Source organism: Blattabacterium cuenoti, assembly GCF_014252295.1.
Lineage (GTDB): Bacteria > Bacteroidota > Bacteroidia > Flavobacteriales > Blattabacteriaceae > Blattabacterium > Blattabacterium cuenoti_V.
In genome coordinates this window covers 219747-237472 of record NZ_CP059215.1, presented here as the reverse complement: position 1 = coordinate 237472, position 17726 = coordinate 219747, and the positions used below count along the sequence as shown (strand labels likewise).

18 protein-coding genes are annotated in these 17726 nt (G+C 24.3%); 7 read left to right on the top strand and 11 right to left on the bottom strand.

The window, feature by feature from the left end:
- Window positions 1-48 precede the first annotated feature (48 nt).
- From H0H40_RS01140 to H0H40_RS01100, 9 genes are all read right to left on the bottom strand, one after another.
- Window positions 49-498 (bottom strand): FixH family protein, encoded by a 450-nt coding sequence (locus H0H40_RS01140; RefSeq protein ID WP_185869240.1) that lies wholly within the window; start codon window positions 496-498, stop codon window positions 49-51.
- Between the two features lie 70 nt (window positions 499-568).
- On the bottom strand, window positions 569-1453 hold the full coding sequence (locus tag H0H40_RS01135; protein WP_185869239.1) for a cbb3-type cytochrome c oxidase N-terminal domain-containing protein: 885 nt from the start codon (window positions 1451-1453) through the stop codon (window positions 569-571).
- Complete coding sequence (locus tag H0H40_RS01130; protein ID WP_185869238.1) at window positions 1450-1638, bottom strand: cytochrome oxidase; 189 nt, start codon at window positions 1636-1638, stop codon at window positions 1450-1452. Before H0H40_RS01130 ends, H0H40_RS01135 begins: the two co-directional genes overlap by 4 nt.
- A gap of 6 nt (window positions 1639-1644) precedes the next feature.
- Window positions 1645-3831 carry a cytochrome-c oxidase, cbb3-type subunit I gene (gene ccoN, locus H0H40_RS01125; RefSeq protein ID WP_394366751.1) on the bottom strand — a complete coding sequence of 729 codons (2187 nt, stop codon included), beginning with the start codon at window positions 3829-3831 and terminating at the stop codon, window positions 1645-1647.
- Between the two features lie 13 nt (window positions 3832-3844).
- On the bottom strand, window positions 3845-3994 hold the full coding sequence (gene ccoS, locus H0H40_RS01120) for a cbb3-type cytochrome oxidase assembly protein CcoS (RefSeq protein ID WP_185869236.1): 150 nt from the start codon (window positions 3992-3994) through the stop codon (window positions 3845-3847).
- A 30-nt stretch (window positions 3995-4024) separates the two neighbouring features.
- Window positions 4025-6256 carry a heavy metal translocating P-type ATPase gene (locus H0H40_RS01115; RefSeq protein WP_185869235.1) on the bottom strand — a complete coding sequence of 744 codons (2232 nt, stop codon included), beginning with the start codon at window positions 6254-6256 and terminating at the stop codon, window positions 4025-4027.
- A gap of 27 nt (window positions 6257-6283) precedes the next feature.
- On the bottom strand, window positions 6284-6682 hold the full coding sequence (gene gcvH, locus H0H40_RS01110) for a glycine cleavage system protein GcvH (protein WP_185869234.1): 399 nt from the start codon (window positions 6680-6682) through the stop codon (window positions 6284-6286).
- Window positions 6683-6713: 31 nt separating this feature from the next.
- Window positions 6714-7376 (bottom strand): glycoside hydrolase family 73 protein, encoded by a 663-nt coding sequence (locus H0H40_RS01105; RefSeq protein ID WP_238785693.1) that lies wholly within the window; start codon window positions 7374-7376, stop codon window positions 6714-6716.
- A 99-nt stretch (window positions 7377-7475) separates the two neighbouring features.
- Complete coding sequence (locus tag H0H40_RS01100; RefSeq protein ID WP_185869232.1) at window positions 7476-9371, bottom strand: putative porin; 1896 nt, start codon at window positions 9369-9371, stop codon at window positions 7476-7478.
- A 190-nt stretch (window positions 9372-9561) separates the two neighbouring features.
- Between H0H40_RS01100 and H0H40_RS01095 the strand changes: the two genes are divergently transcribed.
- The 7 genes from H0H40_RS01095 to trpA are packed head-to-tail and all read left to right on the top strand — an operon-like array spanning window position 9562 to window position 15948.
- Window positions 9562-10980: an anthranilate synthase component I family protein gene (locus H0H40_RS01095; protein ID WP_185869231.1), complete on the top strand. Its 1419-nt coding sequence runs from the start codon at window positions 9562-9564 to the stop codon at window positions 10978-10980.
- A gap of 7 nt (window positions 10981-10987) precedes the next feature.
- Complete coding sequence (locus H0H40_RS01090; protein WP_185869230.1) at window positions 10988-11557, top strand: anthranilate synthase component II; 570 nt, start codon at window positions 10988-10990, stop codon at window positions 11555-11557.
- Between the two features lie 16 nt (window positions 11558-11573).
- Window positions 11574-12581: an anthranilate phosphoribosyltransferase gene (gene trpD, locus H0H40_RS01085; protein ID WP_185869322.1), complete on the top strand. Its 1008-nt coding sequence runs from the start codon at window positions 11574-11576 to the stop codon at window positions 12579-12581.
- Window positions 12578-13372, top strand: a complete 795-nt coding sequence (gene trpC / locus H0H40_RS01080; protein WP_185869229.1) for an indole-3-glycerol phosphate synthase TrpC — start codon at window positions 12578-12580, stop codon at window positions 13370-13372. The genes trpD and trpC overlap by 4 nt, the downstream gene beginning before the upstream one ends.
- Window positions 13362-13979 carry a phosphoribosylanthranilate isomerase gene (gene trpF, locus H0H40_RS01075; protein ID WP_185869228.1) on the top strand — a complete coding sequence of 206 codons (618 nt, stop codon included), beginning with the start codon at window positions 13362-13364 and terminating at the stop codon, window positions 13977-13979. The genes trpC and trpF overlap by 11 nt, the downstream gene beginning before the upstream one ends.
- Window positions 13976-15166: a tryptophan synthase subunit beta gene (gene trpB, locus H0H40_RS01070; RefSeq protein WP_185869227.1), complete on the top strand. Its 1191-nt coding sequence runs from the start codon at window positions 13976-13978 to the stop codon at window positions 15164-15166. The genes trpF and trpB overlap by 4 nt, the downstream gene beginning before the upstream one ends.
- Window positions 15163-15948 carry a tryptophan synthase subunit alpha gene (gene trpA / locus H0H40_RS01065; protein WP_185869226.1) on the top strand — a complete coding sequence of 262 codons (786 nt, stop codon included), beginning with the start codon at window positions 15163-15165 and terminating at the stop codon, window positions 15946-15948. The genes trpB and trpA overlap by 4 nt, the downstream gene beginning before the upstream one ends.
- A gap of 5 nt (window positions 15949-15953) precedes the next feature.
- On the opposite strand, the gene H0H40_RS01060 is transcribed toward trpA, so the two are convergent.
- Window positions 15954-16595 carry a YggS family pyridoxal phosphate-dependent enzyme gene (locus H0H40_RS01060; protein ID WP_185869225.1) on the bottom strand — a complete coding sequence of 214 codons (642 nt, stop codon included), beginning with the start codon at window positions 16593-16595 and terminating at the stop codon, window positions 15954-15956.
- Window positions 16592-17659 (bottom strand): 3-phosphoserine/phosphohydroxythreonine transaminase, encoded by a 1068-nt coding sequence (gene serC / locus H0H40_RS01055; RefSeq protein ID WP_185869224.1) that lies wholly within the window; start codon window positions 17657-17659, stop codon window positions 16592-16594. The genes H0H40_RS01060 and serC overlap by 4 nt, the downstream gene beginning before the upstream one ends.
- Window positions 17660-17726 lie beyond the last annotated feature (67 nt).

Here is a 17726-nt window from a genome sequence, read left to right as displayed (position 1 = left end):
AATAATTCTGAAGAAGAAATAATCTATCCAAATGAGAAATTGAAATTCTCATTTCCAAAAAATTTCTTCTTCTAAAAAATATTTTTTATCTGACTTCCATCTTATTATAAGTTTATAGTATCCTCTTTTTAAGAATTTTTTAGGAATAAATAATATATTTTTTGAATATTTCAATATCTTAAAAGATCTTGTAATATCTAATTTTTTAGAATTTGGTCTAAATAAAGTGAAAAATCCATAAAAATTATCGTTAGGTGGAAATAAAATTCCAATACCATAAGGTAAAATAGAAATTTTTATTTTCTTATTTTTAGGAAGTTCTAGTACGTTTTTTTTTTCATTTATAATTTCTTGATATTTTATTTCTTCTTCATAATATCTATCCGATACTAGTTCTCTTTTTCCATGAGGGAAAAAAAAAGCAATATAAGTAATAAAAACTATAAAAGTAATTAAAGACAATATAATTCCGATCTCCCAATTGAATTTAATTTTCATAATTCAAATTTTACAGATTTTACAGAAAAAAATGATAATGAAAAATAAAAATGTATATAATAGTAAAATATTATACATTACTCCATTCTATTATTTTTTTACCTTGAGGAGATTTAGAGTTTAAAGGTTTTTTAGAATTTCTATTGATAGAATAAACATAACTAGATATTTTTTCAATATCATTTCCTTTAATTTCTCCTGATTTTCCAAAAGCACGCATAGTTGGGTTATTATCACTTCCATTCCAAATAATAGAAAATATGTTTTTAAATAAATCTTTTTCATTTCTATTAATCCAATAGTCATCTGTTAAATTAGGGCCTATATTTCCGCTTCCATCTGATTGATGACAAGTGGCACAATTTTCATTAAAAAGAATTTTTCCACTATTTACTAAATCTTTTTTAAAAAAAGCATTTTCTGTAGTTGTCTGTGGAGTATTTTTTTCAAAAATTTCTATTTCTTTCATCTGTTTTGTATAAGCTATATCATATTCTTTATAAGGATTAGAAAAATCTAATAATAAATAAGAAAAAAAATAAATTGCGGAAAAAATAATTGTTAAATAAAAAAGATGAACCCACCACATTGGTAGTTTATTATCTAATTCTATAATTCCATCAAATCCATGATCTATTTTTTTCACTCCATGGTTCATTTTTTTATGATCATGAAATATAAATTTATAAAGCCTATAAAAGTAATTTCCTTCATTTTCTTCGAAGATTTTTACTTTTTCTTCCTCTGAAAGTGACTGTATTTTTTTTATGAAAATCAAATTATCAATAGATTCTAAAACGAATAATAATATTGTTATTATAACAAAGAAAGACACTGTTATAGGATGAAAAAAATAATGCATACGATTATAACTTCTAAAAAAAACATAAAACATAAATGTTATAACAGATAAAAAAGAAGGAATCATAATGAAAAAAGGAATTTTAGATCTCATAATTTTTTCTTTGTTTTTTCTTTTTCTAAAGGAAGAGAACTTATTTTTTCATAATAATTTCTTGGTTTTGAAAAAATAAAAAATAAAATCAAAAAAAAAATTAATAAAAATAAAATTAGCATAATAGATTGAAAAATTCCTACATTTTTTTCTTCTGTAAAATATTTTTTAAAAAAACCCATCATTAATTTTTAAGATTTTATATCTGTTCCAAGTCTTTGTAAATAAGAAATTATTGCTATAATTTCTCTTTTTTCTAGGGGTACAAATTTTTCCTTTTCTATTTTTTTTTGTTGATTAATTTCTATTTTTAAACTCGGATACTCTTTATAAATATCAGATACAATTTTACCTGCTTGGAGATCCATATCTTGATTAAAATTTTTTACATATTCTAAAGTATATGGAACTCCTAACTTTATCATTGCTTTTATTTTTTTTTCAGTATTAGACCTATTCAATTTGTTATAAATTAACCAAGGATATCTTGGCATAATGGAACCAGGAGAAGTTGATCTAGGGTTGTACATATGATTATAATGCCAGGAACTAGGATTTTTTCCTCCTTCTCTAGCTAAATCAGGGCCTGTTCTTTTTGATCCCCAAAGAAATGGATGATCATACACAAATTCACCTGCCTTAGAATATTCACCATAACGAACTACTTCATCTCTAAATGGACGAACCTGTGCACTATGACATGAATTACATCCTTCTCTAACAAATATATCTCTACCTTCTAATTCAAGTGCTTTATAAGGTTTAACATTGTGAATGGTAGGAACATTTGACTTGATTACTAAAGTAGGAATTATTTCTATAAATCCTCCAATAGCTACTGCTATAAAAGAAAGGATTGTTAATTGAATTGGTTTCCTTTCTAACCAATTGTGAAAATTATCATTTTTTTCTTCTGTTTTTTTATGAAAAGGATCACATTTAAAATGTTCATTATCAACAGAATGTCCGTTTTGAATTGTTTTAAAAATATTATAAATCATTAAAACAAAACCTACAAAGTATATCATTCCACCTACAAATCTTATTTTATAAAATGGAAGAATAGATAACACTGAATCTAAAAAATTTTTATAGGTTAAAGTCCCATCTGGATTGAATTTTTTCCACATCATAGATTGTAATACAGATCCGAAATACATAGGAAAAATATATAACACGATTCCTAAAACTCCTAACCAGAAATGAATATTAGCTAAGGAAACAGAATATAATTCTGTATTCCATATCTTTTTTGTTATCCAATATATAATTCCAAAAGCCATAAATCCATTCCATCCTAAAGTTCCCAAATGGACATGAGCTATAATCCAATCCGTAAAATGTCCAATAGAATTTAGAGTTTTAGTAGCTAGCATTGGACCTTCAAAAGTAGCCATTCCATAACAAGTAATTCCAATAACAAAAAATTTTAAAATAGGGTCCTTTTTTACTTTATTCCAATCTCCTCTTAATGTTAAAATTCCATTCAGCATGCCACCCCAAGAAGGTGCAATTAACATAATAGAGAAAATAGTACCCAACATTTGAGCCCAGTTAGGGAGAGATGTATACATAAGATGATGGGGCCCTGCCCATATATATACAAATATTAGAGACCAAAAATGTATAATAGAAAGCTTATAAGAAAAAATAGGTTGATTAGAAGCTTTTGGAACAAAATAGTACATTAACCCTAGTATAGGAGTAGTTAAAATAAACGCAACAGCATTGTGTCCATACCACCATTGCATTAAAGCGTCTTGTACTCCGGCATATATAGAATAACTTTTAAAAGATAAGAGGGATATAGGTAATTCCAGATTATTAAATAAATGCAACATAGCTACAGCCACCCATGTTCCTAATAAAAACCAAATACTAACATATAAATGTTTAATTCTTCTTTTTAAAATAGTTCCTATCATATTAATTCCATAAACTATCCAAATAAAAAAGAGTCCTATGTCTAATGGCCATTCATGTTCAGAATATTCCTTACTAGTATTTATCCCTAATAAAAAAGTAATCCAAGTAGAAACAATAAATATTTGCCAACCCCAAAAATGAATAATACTAAGAGTATCACTAAAAATTCTAGTTTTTAATAGACGTTGTAAAGCATAATAATAACCTGTAAATATTATGTTTCCTACAAATGCAAAAACAGCAGTATTTGTATGTAACATCCTCCATCGTCCAAATCCCATAATTCCTTGAGAATCCTTGAGTCTATCTCCAAAAATGAAATCAGGAATTTCAGGGGAAAACAATAATAGTGCTATAAATAATCCAGCCAAAAATGCAAGAAGTGCCCAAAATATTGTAGCGTATAAAAAAGCTTTTACAATGCGATTATTATATGATGTATTCAATTGCATTTTCATTAAAAAATCATTTTTTTTCAATATCTTCAATCAAAATTCTAATTCTAGGAGATTCGTAATCATCAAATTGTCCAGAAGAAAGACAAATTAAAAATAATATAAGAAAGAGTGCTCCTAAAGAAATACTAGATAATATCATAATAATTAATATATCCATAATATGAAAATTTCATAATTTTTATTGAAATTAAAATATAAATTTCCGTGAAATTATCCAAGTAGATATGACAGAAAAAAAAATAACAGAAAAGGAACTTAAAGGCATTAAAATAGATGCTATCAAAGGCTTTAAATTTCCAGTCGCAGCAAAAAAAATTCCTACAACATTATAAAATATACTAATCATAAAATTAATAATTACTAATTTTCTGGAAATTTTGGATATCTTCAAAAATAAAAAAATTTGATTTAAATAATCAGATTGCAAAAAAGCATCACAACTTGGAAAAAAACCAATTGTATTTTCAGATATAGCAACACCTACTTCGCTTTGACTTAAAGCGGCACAATCATTAATCCCATCTCCAAACATCATCACTTTTTCTCCTTTTTTTTGTAATTTTTTTACATAATTAAGTTTATCTTCAGGGCTTTGACTAAAAAAAACTTTTCCAGATCTTGGTAAGATAGATTTCAAATATTTCTTTTCTAATTCATTTTGATCTCCAGAAAGAATAACTATCTTGTATTCCTTTAAATTTTGAAAAATGTTTCTTATACCTTTTCTATAATGATTTCTAAATAAAAAATAACCTATAAATTTATTGTTTATAGAAACAGAAACTGTTGTCTTATCATTTAATTTTTTTGTAATTCCCAAATACTTTTGAGATCCAATTTTAACCGGTATATTATTTATAATACCTTCTAATCCTTTTCCAACTATTTCTCTAAAATTTTGTATAGAATAAAAATTTTTTATAGATAATTCTGATAATATTTTTTGACTCAAAGGATGAATAGAATTTTTTAATAGAGATGCTATAATTTTTTTTTCCTCATATTTAATATTTCCTATAAAAAATATTTTCTCTTTATCTGGAGAAGTTAAAGTTCCTGTTTTATCAAAAATTAAAGTTTCTACTGTGGAAATTTTTTCCATTGTAAAAATATCTTTTACATAAAAATTCTTTCTTGAAAAGAATCGTATTATACTTCCAAATATCAATGGAGTAGAAAGTACCAAAGCACAAGGACAAGTAATAATTAAAACAGAAAAAGTAGTTTGAAATATTTTTTGAATATCATTGTTTAAATACCAATAAATTCCAGTTATTATTGAAATCATTAAAATTGTAGGAGTAAAATATTGACTTAATTTATTGGATATAGAATTTAGATAATATAATTTTTTATAATAATTAGAATTAGATTTATTTTTGTTCCATAAATGACTTAAATAACTATGATCTATATTTTTAAGAACTTTTAAAACAATAGATTCTCCTTTCTGTTTAGATCCCGCATATATTCTATCTCCTATTTTTTTTATTGTTAAATAAGATTCCCCTGTAATAAAACTATTATCCAAAATAGCTTTTCCTTTTATTAAAACGGAATCAGCAGGAATGATTTCTTCATTTCTAATTATAATAATGTCTTTTTTTTTTAATGAAGAAAGAAAAATTTTTTTTTCATTATTATCATTATCTATTTTCGTTATTAAAACTGGATAAAAAGATTTATAACTATTCTTAAAAGAAAGAATTTTATTATGAGTGTGAACTTGAAGCATTTTGCTAATAAGAAGAAATAGAGAAAAACTAGAAATAGTATCAAAATATCCGGAACTTAAGTCAAAAAAAACTTCATACAAACTCCATAAAAAAAGAACTAATATTCCAATTGAAATGGGAACATCTATATTCAAAACATGTTTTTTTAATCCAAAAATCGCATGTTTTACATGATCTACAAATGAAAAGATTACTACTGGTAAAGATAAAATTAACATTAAATAACGAAAAAAATTTCTATTTTCTAAAAACCATGAATCTTTATAAGCTCCAATGTATCCTGGAATAGCTAAAAGCATAATATTTCCAAAACAAAAAAAGGAAATAGCTAATTTTCCTATTAATTTTCTATCAAAATAATTTTTTTCTGTTTTTCTTTTTTCTATTGATTCAAAATTAATTGAAGGTTTATATCCCATTTTCTCTAGTAATTCAGCTAAATGACTTAGTCTCAATTCAATATTATTGAATGTTATCCAAACTTGTTTACTAGAGAAATCTACAGTAGATTCTAAAATATTTTTATGAAATTTAGGTAAACTTTCCAAAATAAAAATGCAAGAACTACAATGAATAGAAGGTATTAAAAAACGAACGGTTGTAACATTATTATGATGAAAATAAATGATTTTTTCCGAAATTTTTTTATCATCAAGAAAATCAAAAGAATTAATTTTTTTCATAAATCATAAAAAATTATAATTCCTGAATTAATTATATTCTTGTATATAATTTTTGTATTCTTCTAATTTCATTAAATTATTATATTCATCGATATTTAAAATTTCTATTTGTATAATCCATCCATCATCATAATAACTGGTATTAATAAGGTCAGGATGAGATATTATTTCTTTGTTAATATCAATTATGTATCCAGAAACAGGCATAAATAAATCGGAAACAGTTTTTACAGCTTCTATTGTTCCAAATGTTTCTTCTTTGTTTATTTTCTTTCCTATTATAGAATCTTCTATATCTAAATAAACAATATCCCCCAATTCTTTTTGTGCAAAATGAGTAATCCCTACATATGCTTTATTGTTTTTCTTGTTTATTAACCCTACCCACTCATGGTTCTTACTATACCTCAAATTATTGGGATTCATAAATAAAATTTTTTTTAACAATGATTTTCTTTTATTTGATAGATATCAATTTTTGTTTAATCAAAAGAAAAATTTTATAAAGAAAATATATATTCTTTTTCATAAAAGAATCATTTTTTTCATTTTTTTTCGAAATGGAATCTAAATACAGATTTATCTTCTTTTCTATTCCATAAGAATTTTCTTCATCAAATTTCCACAGTAAGTACTTTTCTATCTGATAAATCAATAAGTCTGCGTAATTTAATGATGTTGCATAACCGGCTTTCTTAAGACCTAATGCCCAAGATTGATAATCATTTTTGTTTAAAAGAAATAATTTGGAATAACGTGGTTGTTGCAAAAATTTTGAATGATCCTGAAAAGATTCTCGTACAGAATTATATTTGCGGAAGCATTCTTGTGGAAGATCATCATCATGGTAAGAAACTTCTCCCATCCACTTTTTTCCACACTTTATTCCGAAATGATTATTTGTCTCTTTGGATAAAGTACTTTGTCCAGTAGATGATTCCAAGATTCCTTGTCCTAGCTTTATACTAGCTGGTATTCCATATTTTTCCATTTCTTCAATTGCAAAAACAGCATATTTTTTAATGTACTCAATAACATTTTCTATCTCTTTTGCTTCTTTTGCTTCTTTTGCTTCTTTTGTTTCTTTTGCTTCTTTTGAAAATGAGAATAAAGATATCAAAAGGAATAATATAAAATAAAAAAAATTTTTCATTTTTATCAACTTTTGATATGTGAAATTACATTTTTTTTCAAAAATCTAAAAATAGGAAATTTTTTCTTAAGTAAAAAAAGTCCACAATAAACCAGTTCTAATAAATGATTCTTCATTAAAAAATTTTTTACAATTAATATTTTGAATCCCAAAATAGAATGTAATTCTATTCAATTTAAAATTGAAAAAATAATCCATAAATAAATGTCTTCCTGTTTTATTTGGATAACATTCTTTTTCTGAAGAAAAAATATAATTATCAAAAGGATAATAAATTCTTTGGTAAGAAAAATTATTAAAATAATGGAGAGAAAAACCAGTTTCCATTAATAATGATTTATTAAAATAACGATCTTGATAAGATATTGTATTTCTCGATAAAAAAGTAGGAATAGAAAAAATTAATGGATTAGAATCATATTTTTGATAGAAAAAAAGATTGGAAATTTGAAATTTCCATATTTTGTTTTTTGTTCCAATTTTTAAACCATATGATTTTATAAATTTACGATATAAAAACGTTTCCATTTCTTTTTTTTCATCTAGAAACAAATGTCCTAATTTAGATACATAAAAAGAAATATTATAGTTCTTCATGTAAGAAAAAGAAAAATCTATTGTTCTTTCTTTATCAAAGAATGGCATATTTTTTCTTCTATTATTGTAACAATCATTATTTTCTTTTAGAGTATAAAGATGAATAAAATTGGGTGAAAGTTTTTTATTTTCAGTAATATAAAATTGAGTGATAAAATGAAACTTTGGGAATAAAAAAGTGTTTAATTCCATATTTATATGGAACAATGGTTTCTTCAAATTATTAAATTCCACCATCCATTTACTAAATGAATGAAATATAAAAGTATTACTAATGGGATAATTTATTTGAGCTTCTATAGAAAAATTATTTATGTGCTTTTTCTTCGGAACTATTCTATTATTAGAATAATATTTATTAGAAAATAATTCATAATCTATTCTATCAAAAATAGATCCTATTTCTATATCAAATTCATTTTTTTTAAAAAGAAAAAAAAAACCATTTTTTAAATAAAAAAAATTTATTTTATTTTTCTGTTCAGAAAAACAATGACTTTTAGAATATTTTTCATATTCTATATAATTTTTAAAAAAAAAAGTTTCTTTAGGAAAAATTTTTTGAAGGAAACTAATATAAAATCTATTATAATTGATTTTTTTTTGATCAAAAAAATCAAAAAAAACATTTTTATAGTTTTTTATGTTTTTCCATTTTATGATTTCTTCTTTTTCTTTGAAAAGGAAATTTTGTTTAATATAATGACCCCATAATTTATAATAAAAATCATCTTTTTGATCTTGATAATTAAAAGTAGTTAATAATAATTCTTGATTTTTCTGAAAGTCAATTTCATCTTTTTGGAATTTGACGTTTCTATACTCTATGGAATAGTTAATTTTTTCATTTAAATTGTGAGAAAAAAAACCACCTAATCCTCTTTCTTGAGAAAAATTATTTTCATAAAAAATTTCTGAAAGAGGAGTTTTAACATCAAAATATTGAATTTTTTCACGGTAAAAAAAAGGATCTTCAAAAAAACTAATTTTTTGAAAATAATATGAATTTCTTTGTAAAAAAAAATTGTTGGGAATTAATAAATTTTTTCCATTTCCAATATTATGAAATAATCCAAAATTATCATGTTTAAAAAAATTGTGAGAATAATATTTTTCAATTGAAAAAGAATCAGTATCCAATAAAACTTTCTTGAATCGATTTTCTTCTGTCCAAAATTTATAATCTTGATAAGTTGGATTATAAATATTAATACCTATATTATTCTTTTCCATACCAGTATTATTTTTACAATCTTTATCCAGATTAAACATGTCTTTATTTTTTATAGAAAAATCTCCAGATTTCATAGATATAGATGAAAAAGGAGATATAAAAAATAAAAAAGAAAAAATAAATATTTCCATTATAATACTGTTTATAATTTTTATTCGTTATAAAAAATTTATATATATTTGTAATAGGTAAATGTCATTTCTTATCTTAAAGTAAATGGTATTCTTAAAAAATTAATTTTGAGGGATCTTAAATCCTTTTTAATTCTAAGGCTTGTCTCAATGACGGCCTTTTTTTTCATCATGTAAAATACCATAAACCATGTTTAAGTTTAATTTTAGAACTATTCAGAAAAAAATTTTAGCTGATAGTACTACAGCGATAGAATTATATTTAAAACTAAGAGATATTTTTCCAAAAACATTATTGCTAGAAATTTCTGATGATCAGAAATTTAAATATAATTCCTCTATACTTTGCATGAACCCAATTTCTGAATTTATTCTAAATAATAATGTCTTACAGATATCATATCCAAATTTCATTCATAAAAATATTTTTATAAATGATCGATTAGATATCCAATTTTTGATTGAAGATTTTTTCAAAAAGTTTGAAAGCAAAGATCTTTTTATTCCTTATTATACTGGATTATATGGATATATATCTTACGATAGTATTCAATATTTTGAAAATATTCAACTTAATGCTCCTATTAAAAAAACATATAATCTTCCGAAAATACGACTTAGTTTTTACAAAAATCTAATAATATTTCGACAGTTTTACAATGAAATTTATTTAGTAGAACACCAATTTCTCAATATCAATATTGATAAAAAGACTTACATCGACCAGTTAATAGAATTAATTCAAAAGAAAAATTTTCCTTGTTTTTCATTTAAATCTATTGGAACTCGTTCTTCAAATGTGACAGATATGGAATACCAAAAAATGGTATCTAAAGGTATAAGATCTTGTTTACGGGGGGATGTCTTTCAAATAGTATTATCTAGACAATTTCAACAAAAATTTTTAGGAGATGAATTTAATGTATACCGAGCATTACGATTTATAAATCCTTCTCCATATCTTTTCTATTTTGATTACGGAAATTATAAATTATTTGGATCATCTCCAGAATCACAATTGATTATTAATAATAAAATAGCTTATATCAACCCAATAGCAGGGACTATACGTAGATCTGGAAATGAAGAAAAGGATAAAAAGCTATATGAAATTCTGGCTAAGGATACAAAAGAAAACGCAGAACACGTTATGTTGGTAGATTTAGCTAGAAATGATCTAAGCAAAAATTCTTCAGATGTTAAAGTAGAAGAATTTAAAAAAATTCAAATTTTTTCTCATGTATTACATATGGTATCTAAAGTATCTGGAAAGATAGAAGACAAGATATCAATCATAAAAGTATTTGGAGATACTTTTCCTGCAGGAACTTTATCAGGAGCACCTAAGTATAAAGCAATGGAGTTAATAGATAAAATAGAAAATCAAAATAGAGGAATATACGGTGGCGCGATTGGATTTTTTGGATTGAATAATTCTTATATAAATACAGCTATTGTGATCCGTTCCTTTGTAAGTAAAAACAATATTCTTTTTTTTCAAGCTGGTGCAGGAATTGTTGCTGATTCTAAGGAAAAAAATGAGCTAAAAGAAGTAAATAATAAGTTGATGGCCTTATTTAAAGCTATAGAATTAGCTAAAAATATATGAAGTTTATATGAAAAAAATACTGATTTTAGATAATTATGATTCTTTTACTTATAACCTTGTTCATGCTGTAAAAAAATTAACAAAAAATCCTGTTCAAGTATCTAGGAATAATGAAATTCAACTTTCTGATATAGAAAAATATAATAAAATTATTCTTTCTCCGGGTCCTGGAATCCCTGATGAAGCACATATTTTAAAATCTTTAATAAAAACTTTTTCTTCTACTAAAAGTATTTTTGGAGTTTGTTTAGGACAACAAGCTATAGGAGAAGTTTTCGGAGCCACTCTCATAAACACAAAAAAAGTTTATCATGGAATATCTAGTTTGATAAAAATTGTAGACCAAGAAGAAATTCTTTTTCAGGAACTACCTAAAGAAATTAAAGTTGGACGTTATCATTCTTGGATTATATCTCCGAATAATTTTCCTGAAAATCTTCATATTACAGCTATTGGAGGTAAGGGAGAAATTATGGCTCTACGTCATAAGTTTTATGATGTTTGTGGCGTTCAATTTCATCCAGAATCTATTTTAACTCCATATGGAGAAAAAATAATAAGCAATTGGTTAAAATAAAATAATGAAGAAAAACATGGAAAAAATATTAGAAAATCTTTTTTCAGAAAAAACTTTAACAAAAAAAGAGGCTAAAAATTTTCTTATAGGATTATCAAAAGGAAAAATTAATAAAACTCAAGCAATTGCTATAACAACTATATATAACATGAGAACTCCTACATTAGAAGAAATAATAGGTTTCAGACAAGCGTTAATGGAATTATGTATAAAAATTAATTTGAAAGAATTTAATGCTGTTGATATAGTAGGAACAGGTGGAGATAAAAAAAATACTTTTAATATCTCCACTTTAACATGTTTTATTGTAGCAGGAGCAGGAGAAAAAGTAATTAAACATGGAAGTTTTAATTCTTCATCTATAACAGGGTCTTCAAATATATTGCAAAGTTTAGGATATCACTTCACAAATAAAGAAGAAAATTTAAAACATCAGTTGGATAAAGTTGGAATCTGTTATTTACATGCTCCTGTATTTCATAAAACCTTAAATATTCTTTCTCTAGAAAGAAAAGAATTAGGAAATAAAACTATTTTTAACATGCTTGGTCCATTAATTAATCCAGGAGAACCAAAAAATCAACTTTTAGGAGTTTCTAGTTTAGAAATTGCTAGAATTTATTATTACTTCTATCAAGAAACAAAAAATAATTATGCTATTGTTCATTCAATAGATGGATACGACGAAATAACACTTACTAATGATATAAAATATTATACCCCAAAGGGAGAAAAATTTTATTCTGTTGAAAAATTATTAGAAATAGGAATAGGAAAAGATAAAATAAAAGTAATTCCAGATGAATTAAAAGGAGGAAAAAATACAGAAGAAAATGTGCGTCTGTTCACAAGAATTTTATCAGGAGAAGGAACTTTATATCAAAATGAAGTTGTTTTGATAAACTCTGCATTTGCATTAAGTTTATTGAATAAGGATAGTATTGAAAATAATTATGATAAAGCAAAACAATCTTTACAAAGCGGAAAAGCAAAGAATGTTCTTAAAAAATTATTGAGTTTATGAAAATTCTTGAAAAAATAATATGTGTTAAAAAAAAAGAAATTTCTAACAAGAAAAATGCCCATTCTATAAAAGAATTGGAAAAAAGTTCCTTATTCAAAAGAAAAACTTTCTCCTTAATTGAAAGTTTAAATAGAAAAGAAAGTGGAATTATTGCAGAATTTAAAATAAAATCACCATCTAGAGGAGTTATAAATAATATAGTTTCAGTAGAAAAGGTCGTGAAAGATTATGAATTATCAGGAGTAAGTGGTATATCTATACTTACGGATTATAATTTTTTTTCTGGTAAAAATGAAGATTTAGAAAAATCACGTTCCATAGTTTCTATTCCTATACTTAGAAAAGATTTTATTATAGATGAGTATCAAATTATAGAATCTAAATCTATAGGAGCTGATGTTATTTTATTAATTGCTAGTATCCTCTCTAAAAATCAAATAAAAAATTTTACTCAAATAGCAAAAGATATTGGATTAGAAGTTATTATTGAAATTCATAATGAATTTGAAATAAATAAAATAACAGATAATTTAGATATTGTGGGAATTAATAATAGAGACTTACAAACTTTTATCATAAACTATAATAATTGTTTGAATTTATATTCTAAAATTCCTAAAAAATATATAAAAATAGCAGAAAGTGGAATTAGTAATATAAATAATCTTTTAGAATTAAGAAAAAAAGGATTTAAAGGTTTTTTGATTGGAGAATATTTTATGAAAAGAAAAGATCCTGGAAAAATTTGCAAAAATTTAATAAAATATTTGTCTTCAAAATATGATAAATAAATCATTAAAAATAAAGATATGTGGAATTAAATCTCATATACAGAAAATTTCTAATTTATTACCTGATTTTATAGGTTTTATATTTTATCCTCATTCTCCAAGATTTGTAGGTTTTAATTTTATAATTCCAAAACTAAAAAAAAGAATATCAAAAGTTGGTGTTTTTGTAAATGAATCAGAGGAAAATTTATTGGAAATAAATAAAAGAAATAAATTGGATTTTATTCAATTACACGGAACAGAAAGTTCTTTTTATTGTAAAAAATTATTTAAGAAAAAATTAAAAATAATTAAATCTTTTAGAATAAATGATTCCTTTTCTTTTAAAGAAAACATTGTAGATTACATTCCTTTTTGTACTTATTTTCTATTTGATAATAATGGAGGTAGTGGAAAAAAATTTTGTTGGGAAAAACTTCATGAATATAATTTTGATATTCCATTTTTTTTAAGTGGAGGAATTGGAGAAAAAGATTTTGATAAAATTAAAAATTTTACACATCCTAAAATGTTTGGAATCGATGTAAATAGTAAATTCGAAATTTTTCCAGGGGAAAAAAACGATATCTTATTAAATTCTTTTATAAAAAAAATAAGAAAAGTATGAAATACTTTGTTGATAAAAATGGGTATTACGGAGAATTTGGAGGAGCTTTTATCCCTGAAATGTTATACCCAAATATAAAAAATTTACAGGATAAATATAAAAAATTGATTACAAGTTTTGAATTTCAAAAATTATATAAAGAAATACTAACAAATTATGCAGGAAGACCTACTCCTTTATTTTTTTGCAAAAAATATTCCAAAAAGTATAAAGCTAAAATTTACTTTAAAAGAGAAGATCTAAATTATACAGGATCTCACAAAATTAACAATGCTATTGGTCAATCACTGTTAGCAAAAAAATTAGGGAAAACAAAAATTATTGCCGAAACGGGAGCCGGACAACATGGAGTAGCAACTGCTACTGCTTGCGCATTAATGAATTTAAAATGTATTATTTTTATGGGAGAAAAAGATATAAATCGTCAATATACTAATGTTCTTAGGATGAAAACTCTCGGGGCAGAAGTTCTTCCTGTTTATAGTGGAGATAAAACTTTAAAAGACGCAGTCAACGAAGCTATTCGTTATTGGATTAATCATCCGGAAAGTTATTATTTAATAGGCTCTACAGTTGGACCTCATCCTTATCCTCAAATGGTAGCGGATATTCAATCTATTATTAGTGAAGAAATTAAAATACAATTAAAAGAAAAAGAAGGATCTAATTTTCCTAATTATGTAATTTCTTGCATAGGAGGAGGAAGTAATGCAGCAGGATCTTTTTATCATTTTTTAGATACGGAATCAGTTAATCTTATAGCAGTAGAAGCTGCAGGATTAGGTATAAATACAGGAAAAACAGCTGCATCTATCCATTGTGGATCTCAGGGAGTATTACATGGAAGTATGACTATACTATTACAAAATAAAGATGGACAAGTGCTCCCTGCTCATTCTATATCTCCTGGATTAGATTATCCTGGAATAGGTCCTATGTTTGCCAATCTTTTTGTAAAAAAACGTGTCCATTTTTTGTCTTCTACAGACGAGGAAGCTTTGCAAGCTGGATATGAATCAACAAGATTAGAAGGAATAATTCCTGCTTTAGAAAGTTCTCATGCATTAGCTGCATTAAAAAATATTTCATTTAAAAATGATGATGTTGTTATTGTAACTTTATCTGGAAGAGGAGATAAAGATATTAATATTTATGAAAAATTTTTTGAAAAATTATCTAATCAATGAATAAAATACATAATTTATTTATAAAAAAAAGTGAAAAAATATTGTGCATTTATTTTACAGCTGGATTTCCAAATTTAAATAGCACAGTAAAAATAATAAAAATACTTCAGGATCTTTCTGTTGATATGATAGAGATAGGAATTCCTTATTCCGATCCTTTGGCAGATGGTATGATTATTCAAAACAGTAACAAAAAATCATTAAATAATGGAATGAATCTATCTTTATTATTTTCTCAAATTAAAGAATGTAAAAATATAATAAAAACACCCATTGTTCTTATGGGATATTATAATCAAATTTATAAATTTGGAGAAGATAAATTTTTAAAAAAATGCCAGAAATCAGGTATTTCTGGACTAATTATTCCAGATCTTCCTGTAGATCTTTTTATTAATAAATATCAAAGTTTATTTAAAAAATATTCATTATCAATGATATTTTTAGTGACTCCTCAAACAAATTCACATAGAGTTGCTTTTCTCAGTGAAATTACTGACGGATTTCTATATTTAGTATCTTCCAATTCAACTACAGGAAAAGTAGTAGATTTTTTTGGAAAAAAACAAGTATCTTTTTTTGAACGTATAAAACAATCATCTACAAATATTCCGAAATTAGTTGGTTTTGGAATAAAAAACAAAAAATCCTTTGATTTTTCATGTAAATATGCAAATGGAGGAATAATCGGAAGTTCTTTTATTCAATCATTGGAATTAGTATCGAATGACGATAAATTAGAAGAAAATATAAAAAAATATATAAAATATATTAGAAGTTAATTCTTTCATCTTTCTCCAAAAAGAGAAGTTCCTAATCTAATGATAGTGCTCCCATATTTTATTGCTATGTTATAATCTCGACTCATTCCCATAGAAAGTATATAATGTCCGTATTTTTTCTTATATTCATTATATAACGTATGTAAATACGAAAATTCATTACGAACCTTAGTAAGGTCTTGAAAAGAGGCCATACCCATTATTCCTACTATTTTAACGTTATTCATCGAATTATAAATATTATTTTCCAATATTTTATAAGACTCTTTCTCAGTTATTCCAGATTTATTTTTTTCATTGCTAATTTTTATTTGTAAAAGACAATTAATAATTCTATTATTTTTTAATGCAATTTTATTTATTATTTGAATTTCTTCTAAGTTTTGAACGCTATGAATTAAATGAATAAAAGGTACTATATATTTTAACTTATTACTTTGAATTTTTCCAATCATATGCCAACGGATATCTTTAGGCAAAACTTTATATTTTTTCATCATCTCCTGAATATAATTCTCTCCAAAATCTCTCTGCCCTAATTTATATAAATTTTCTATAGAAGAAATTTTTTGATTTTTAGAAACTGCTAATATTTTTACATTTTTAGGAATTAATTTTTTTATAGAAAAAAATCTATTTTCTATCATGATGAAAATTTTCTTTCAAATTCTTTCATAACTTCAATCAAAAATTGAACACTTTTTAATGGAAGAGCATTATAAATGCTAGCTCTATATCCTCCTAAAAATCTATGCCCATCTAATCCAACAATATTTTCTTGTTTCCACATTTTATTAAATTCTTCTTCTAGTTTTTTCTCTTTTAAAAAAAAGGATACATTCATATTAGAACGATCTTCTTTATGTATTTTATTTTCAAAAAAATTATTTTTATCTATTTCGTCATATAACAATTTAGCCTTATGTTGATTTTCTTTTTCTAAAATAGATAAACCTCCTTTATTTTCTATCCATTCTAAAGTCAACATAGATGTATAAATAGAAAAAACATTCGGAGTATTTAAAATACTTTTATTCTTTATATGAATTTCATAATCCATATAAGATGACATATTTCTTTTTATCTTTCCTAAAACATCTTTTTTTACTATGACAATAGTCATTCCAGCAGAACTTACATTTTTTTGTGCAGAAGCATAAATTAAACTGAATTGACAAAAATTTAATTTTCTACTAAAAATATCGGAAGACATATCACAAACTATCGGAACAGATGTTTTAGGAAAAACTTTTACCTGTGTTCCAACTATTGTATTATTAGATGTACAATGAAAATAATCTATATTACATGGAATTTGATAATTTTTCAATATATATGTATATTCTTGATCTTTCCCAGAAAATAGAATTTTTACTTTTCCAAATTTTTTTGCTTCTTTAATAGCATTTTTTGCCCAAAAACCTGTATCTAAATAGGCGGCTTCTTTATTCATCAAATTATATGGTACCATTGAAAATTGTAATGTAGCTCCTCCTTGAAGAAATAAAATAGCATAATCATGATTCAAGTTCATAACTTTTCTTACTAAAGAAGTAGTTCTTTCTATTATTTCTAAAAATTCTATACTTCTATGAGAGATTTCAAGTAAAGATAAACCGGATTCATTAAAATCGATTACAGATTCAGCTGATTTTCTAATAACTTCTTTGGGTAAAATAGAAGGTCCTGCATTGAAATTATGTATTTTCATAAACATAAATAAATAGAACAACTAATTCTCCAAAATTAAAAAAAATACTAATTGAAATTGTAAATGT

Bases quoted from the DNA above. Each gene is read 5' to 3' on its own strand.
- trpB (WP_185869227.1), top strand. From the start codon at position 13,976: ATGAAATACTTTGTTGATAAAAATGGGTATTACGGAGAATTTGGAGGA.
- H0H40_RS01135 (WP_185869239.1), bottom strand. From the start codon at position 1,453: ATGAGATCTAAAATTCCTTTTTTCATTATGATTCCTTCTTTTTTATCT.
- trpA (WP_185869226.1), top strand. From the start codon at position 15,163: ATGAATAAAATACATAATTTATTTATAAAAAAAAGTGAAAAAATATTG.
- ccoN (WP_394366751.1), bottom strand. From the start codon at position 3,831: ATGCAATTGAATACATCATATAATAATCGCATTGTAAAAGCTTTTTTA.
- trpF (WP_185869228.1), top strand. From the start codon at position 13,362: ATGATAAATAAATCATTAAAAATAAAGATATGTGGAATTAAATCTCAT.
- H0H40_RS01130 (WP_185869238.1), bottom strand. From the start codon at position 1,638: ATGATGGGTTTTTTTAAAAAATATTTTACAGAAGAAAAAAATGTAGGA.
- serC (WP_185869224.1), bottom strand. From the start codon at position 17,659: ATGAAAATACATAATTTCAATGCAGGACCTTCTATTTTACCCAAAGAA.
- H0H40_RS01090 (WP_185869230.1), top strand. From the start codon at position 10,988: ATGAAAAAAATACTGATTTTAGATAATTATGATTCTTTTACTTATAAC.
- ccoS (WP_185869236.1), bottom strand. From the start codon at position 3,994: ATGGATATATTAATTATTATGATATTATCTAGTATTTCTTTAGGAGCA.
- H0H40_RS01140 (WP_185869240.1), bottom strand. From the start codon at position 498: ATGAAAATTAAATTCAATTGGGAGATCGGAATTATATTGTCTTTAATT.
- H0H40_RS01095 (WP_185869231.1), top strand. From the start codon at position 9,562: ATGTTTAAGTTTAATTTTAGAACTATTCAGAAAAAAATTTTAGCTGAT.
- H0H40_RS01100 (WP_185869232.1), bottom strand. From the start codon at position 9,371: ATGGAAATATTTATTTTTTCTTTTTTATTTTTTATATCTCCTTTTTCA.
- trpD (WP_185869322.1), top strand. From the start codon at position 11,574: ATGGAAAAAATATTAGAAAATCTTTTTTCAGAAAAAACTTTAACAAAA.
- H0H40_RS01060 (WP_185869225.1), bottom strand. From the start codon at position 16,595: ATGATAGAAAATAGATTTTTTTCTATAAAAAAATTAATTCCTAAAAAT.
- H0H40_RS01115 (WP_185869235.1), bottom strand. From the start codon at position 6,256: ATGAAAAAAATTAATTCTTTTGATTTTCTTGATGATAAAAAAATTTCG.
- trpC (WP_185869229.1), top strand. From the start codon at position 12,578: ATGAAAATTCTTGAAAAAATAATATGTGTTAAAAAAAAAGAAATTTCT.
- gcvH (WP_185869234.1), bottom strand. From the start codon at position 6,682: ATGAATCCCAATAATTTGAGGTATAGTAAGAACCATGAGTGGGTAGGG.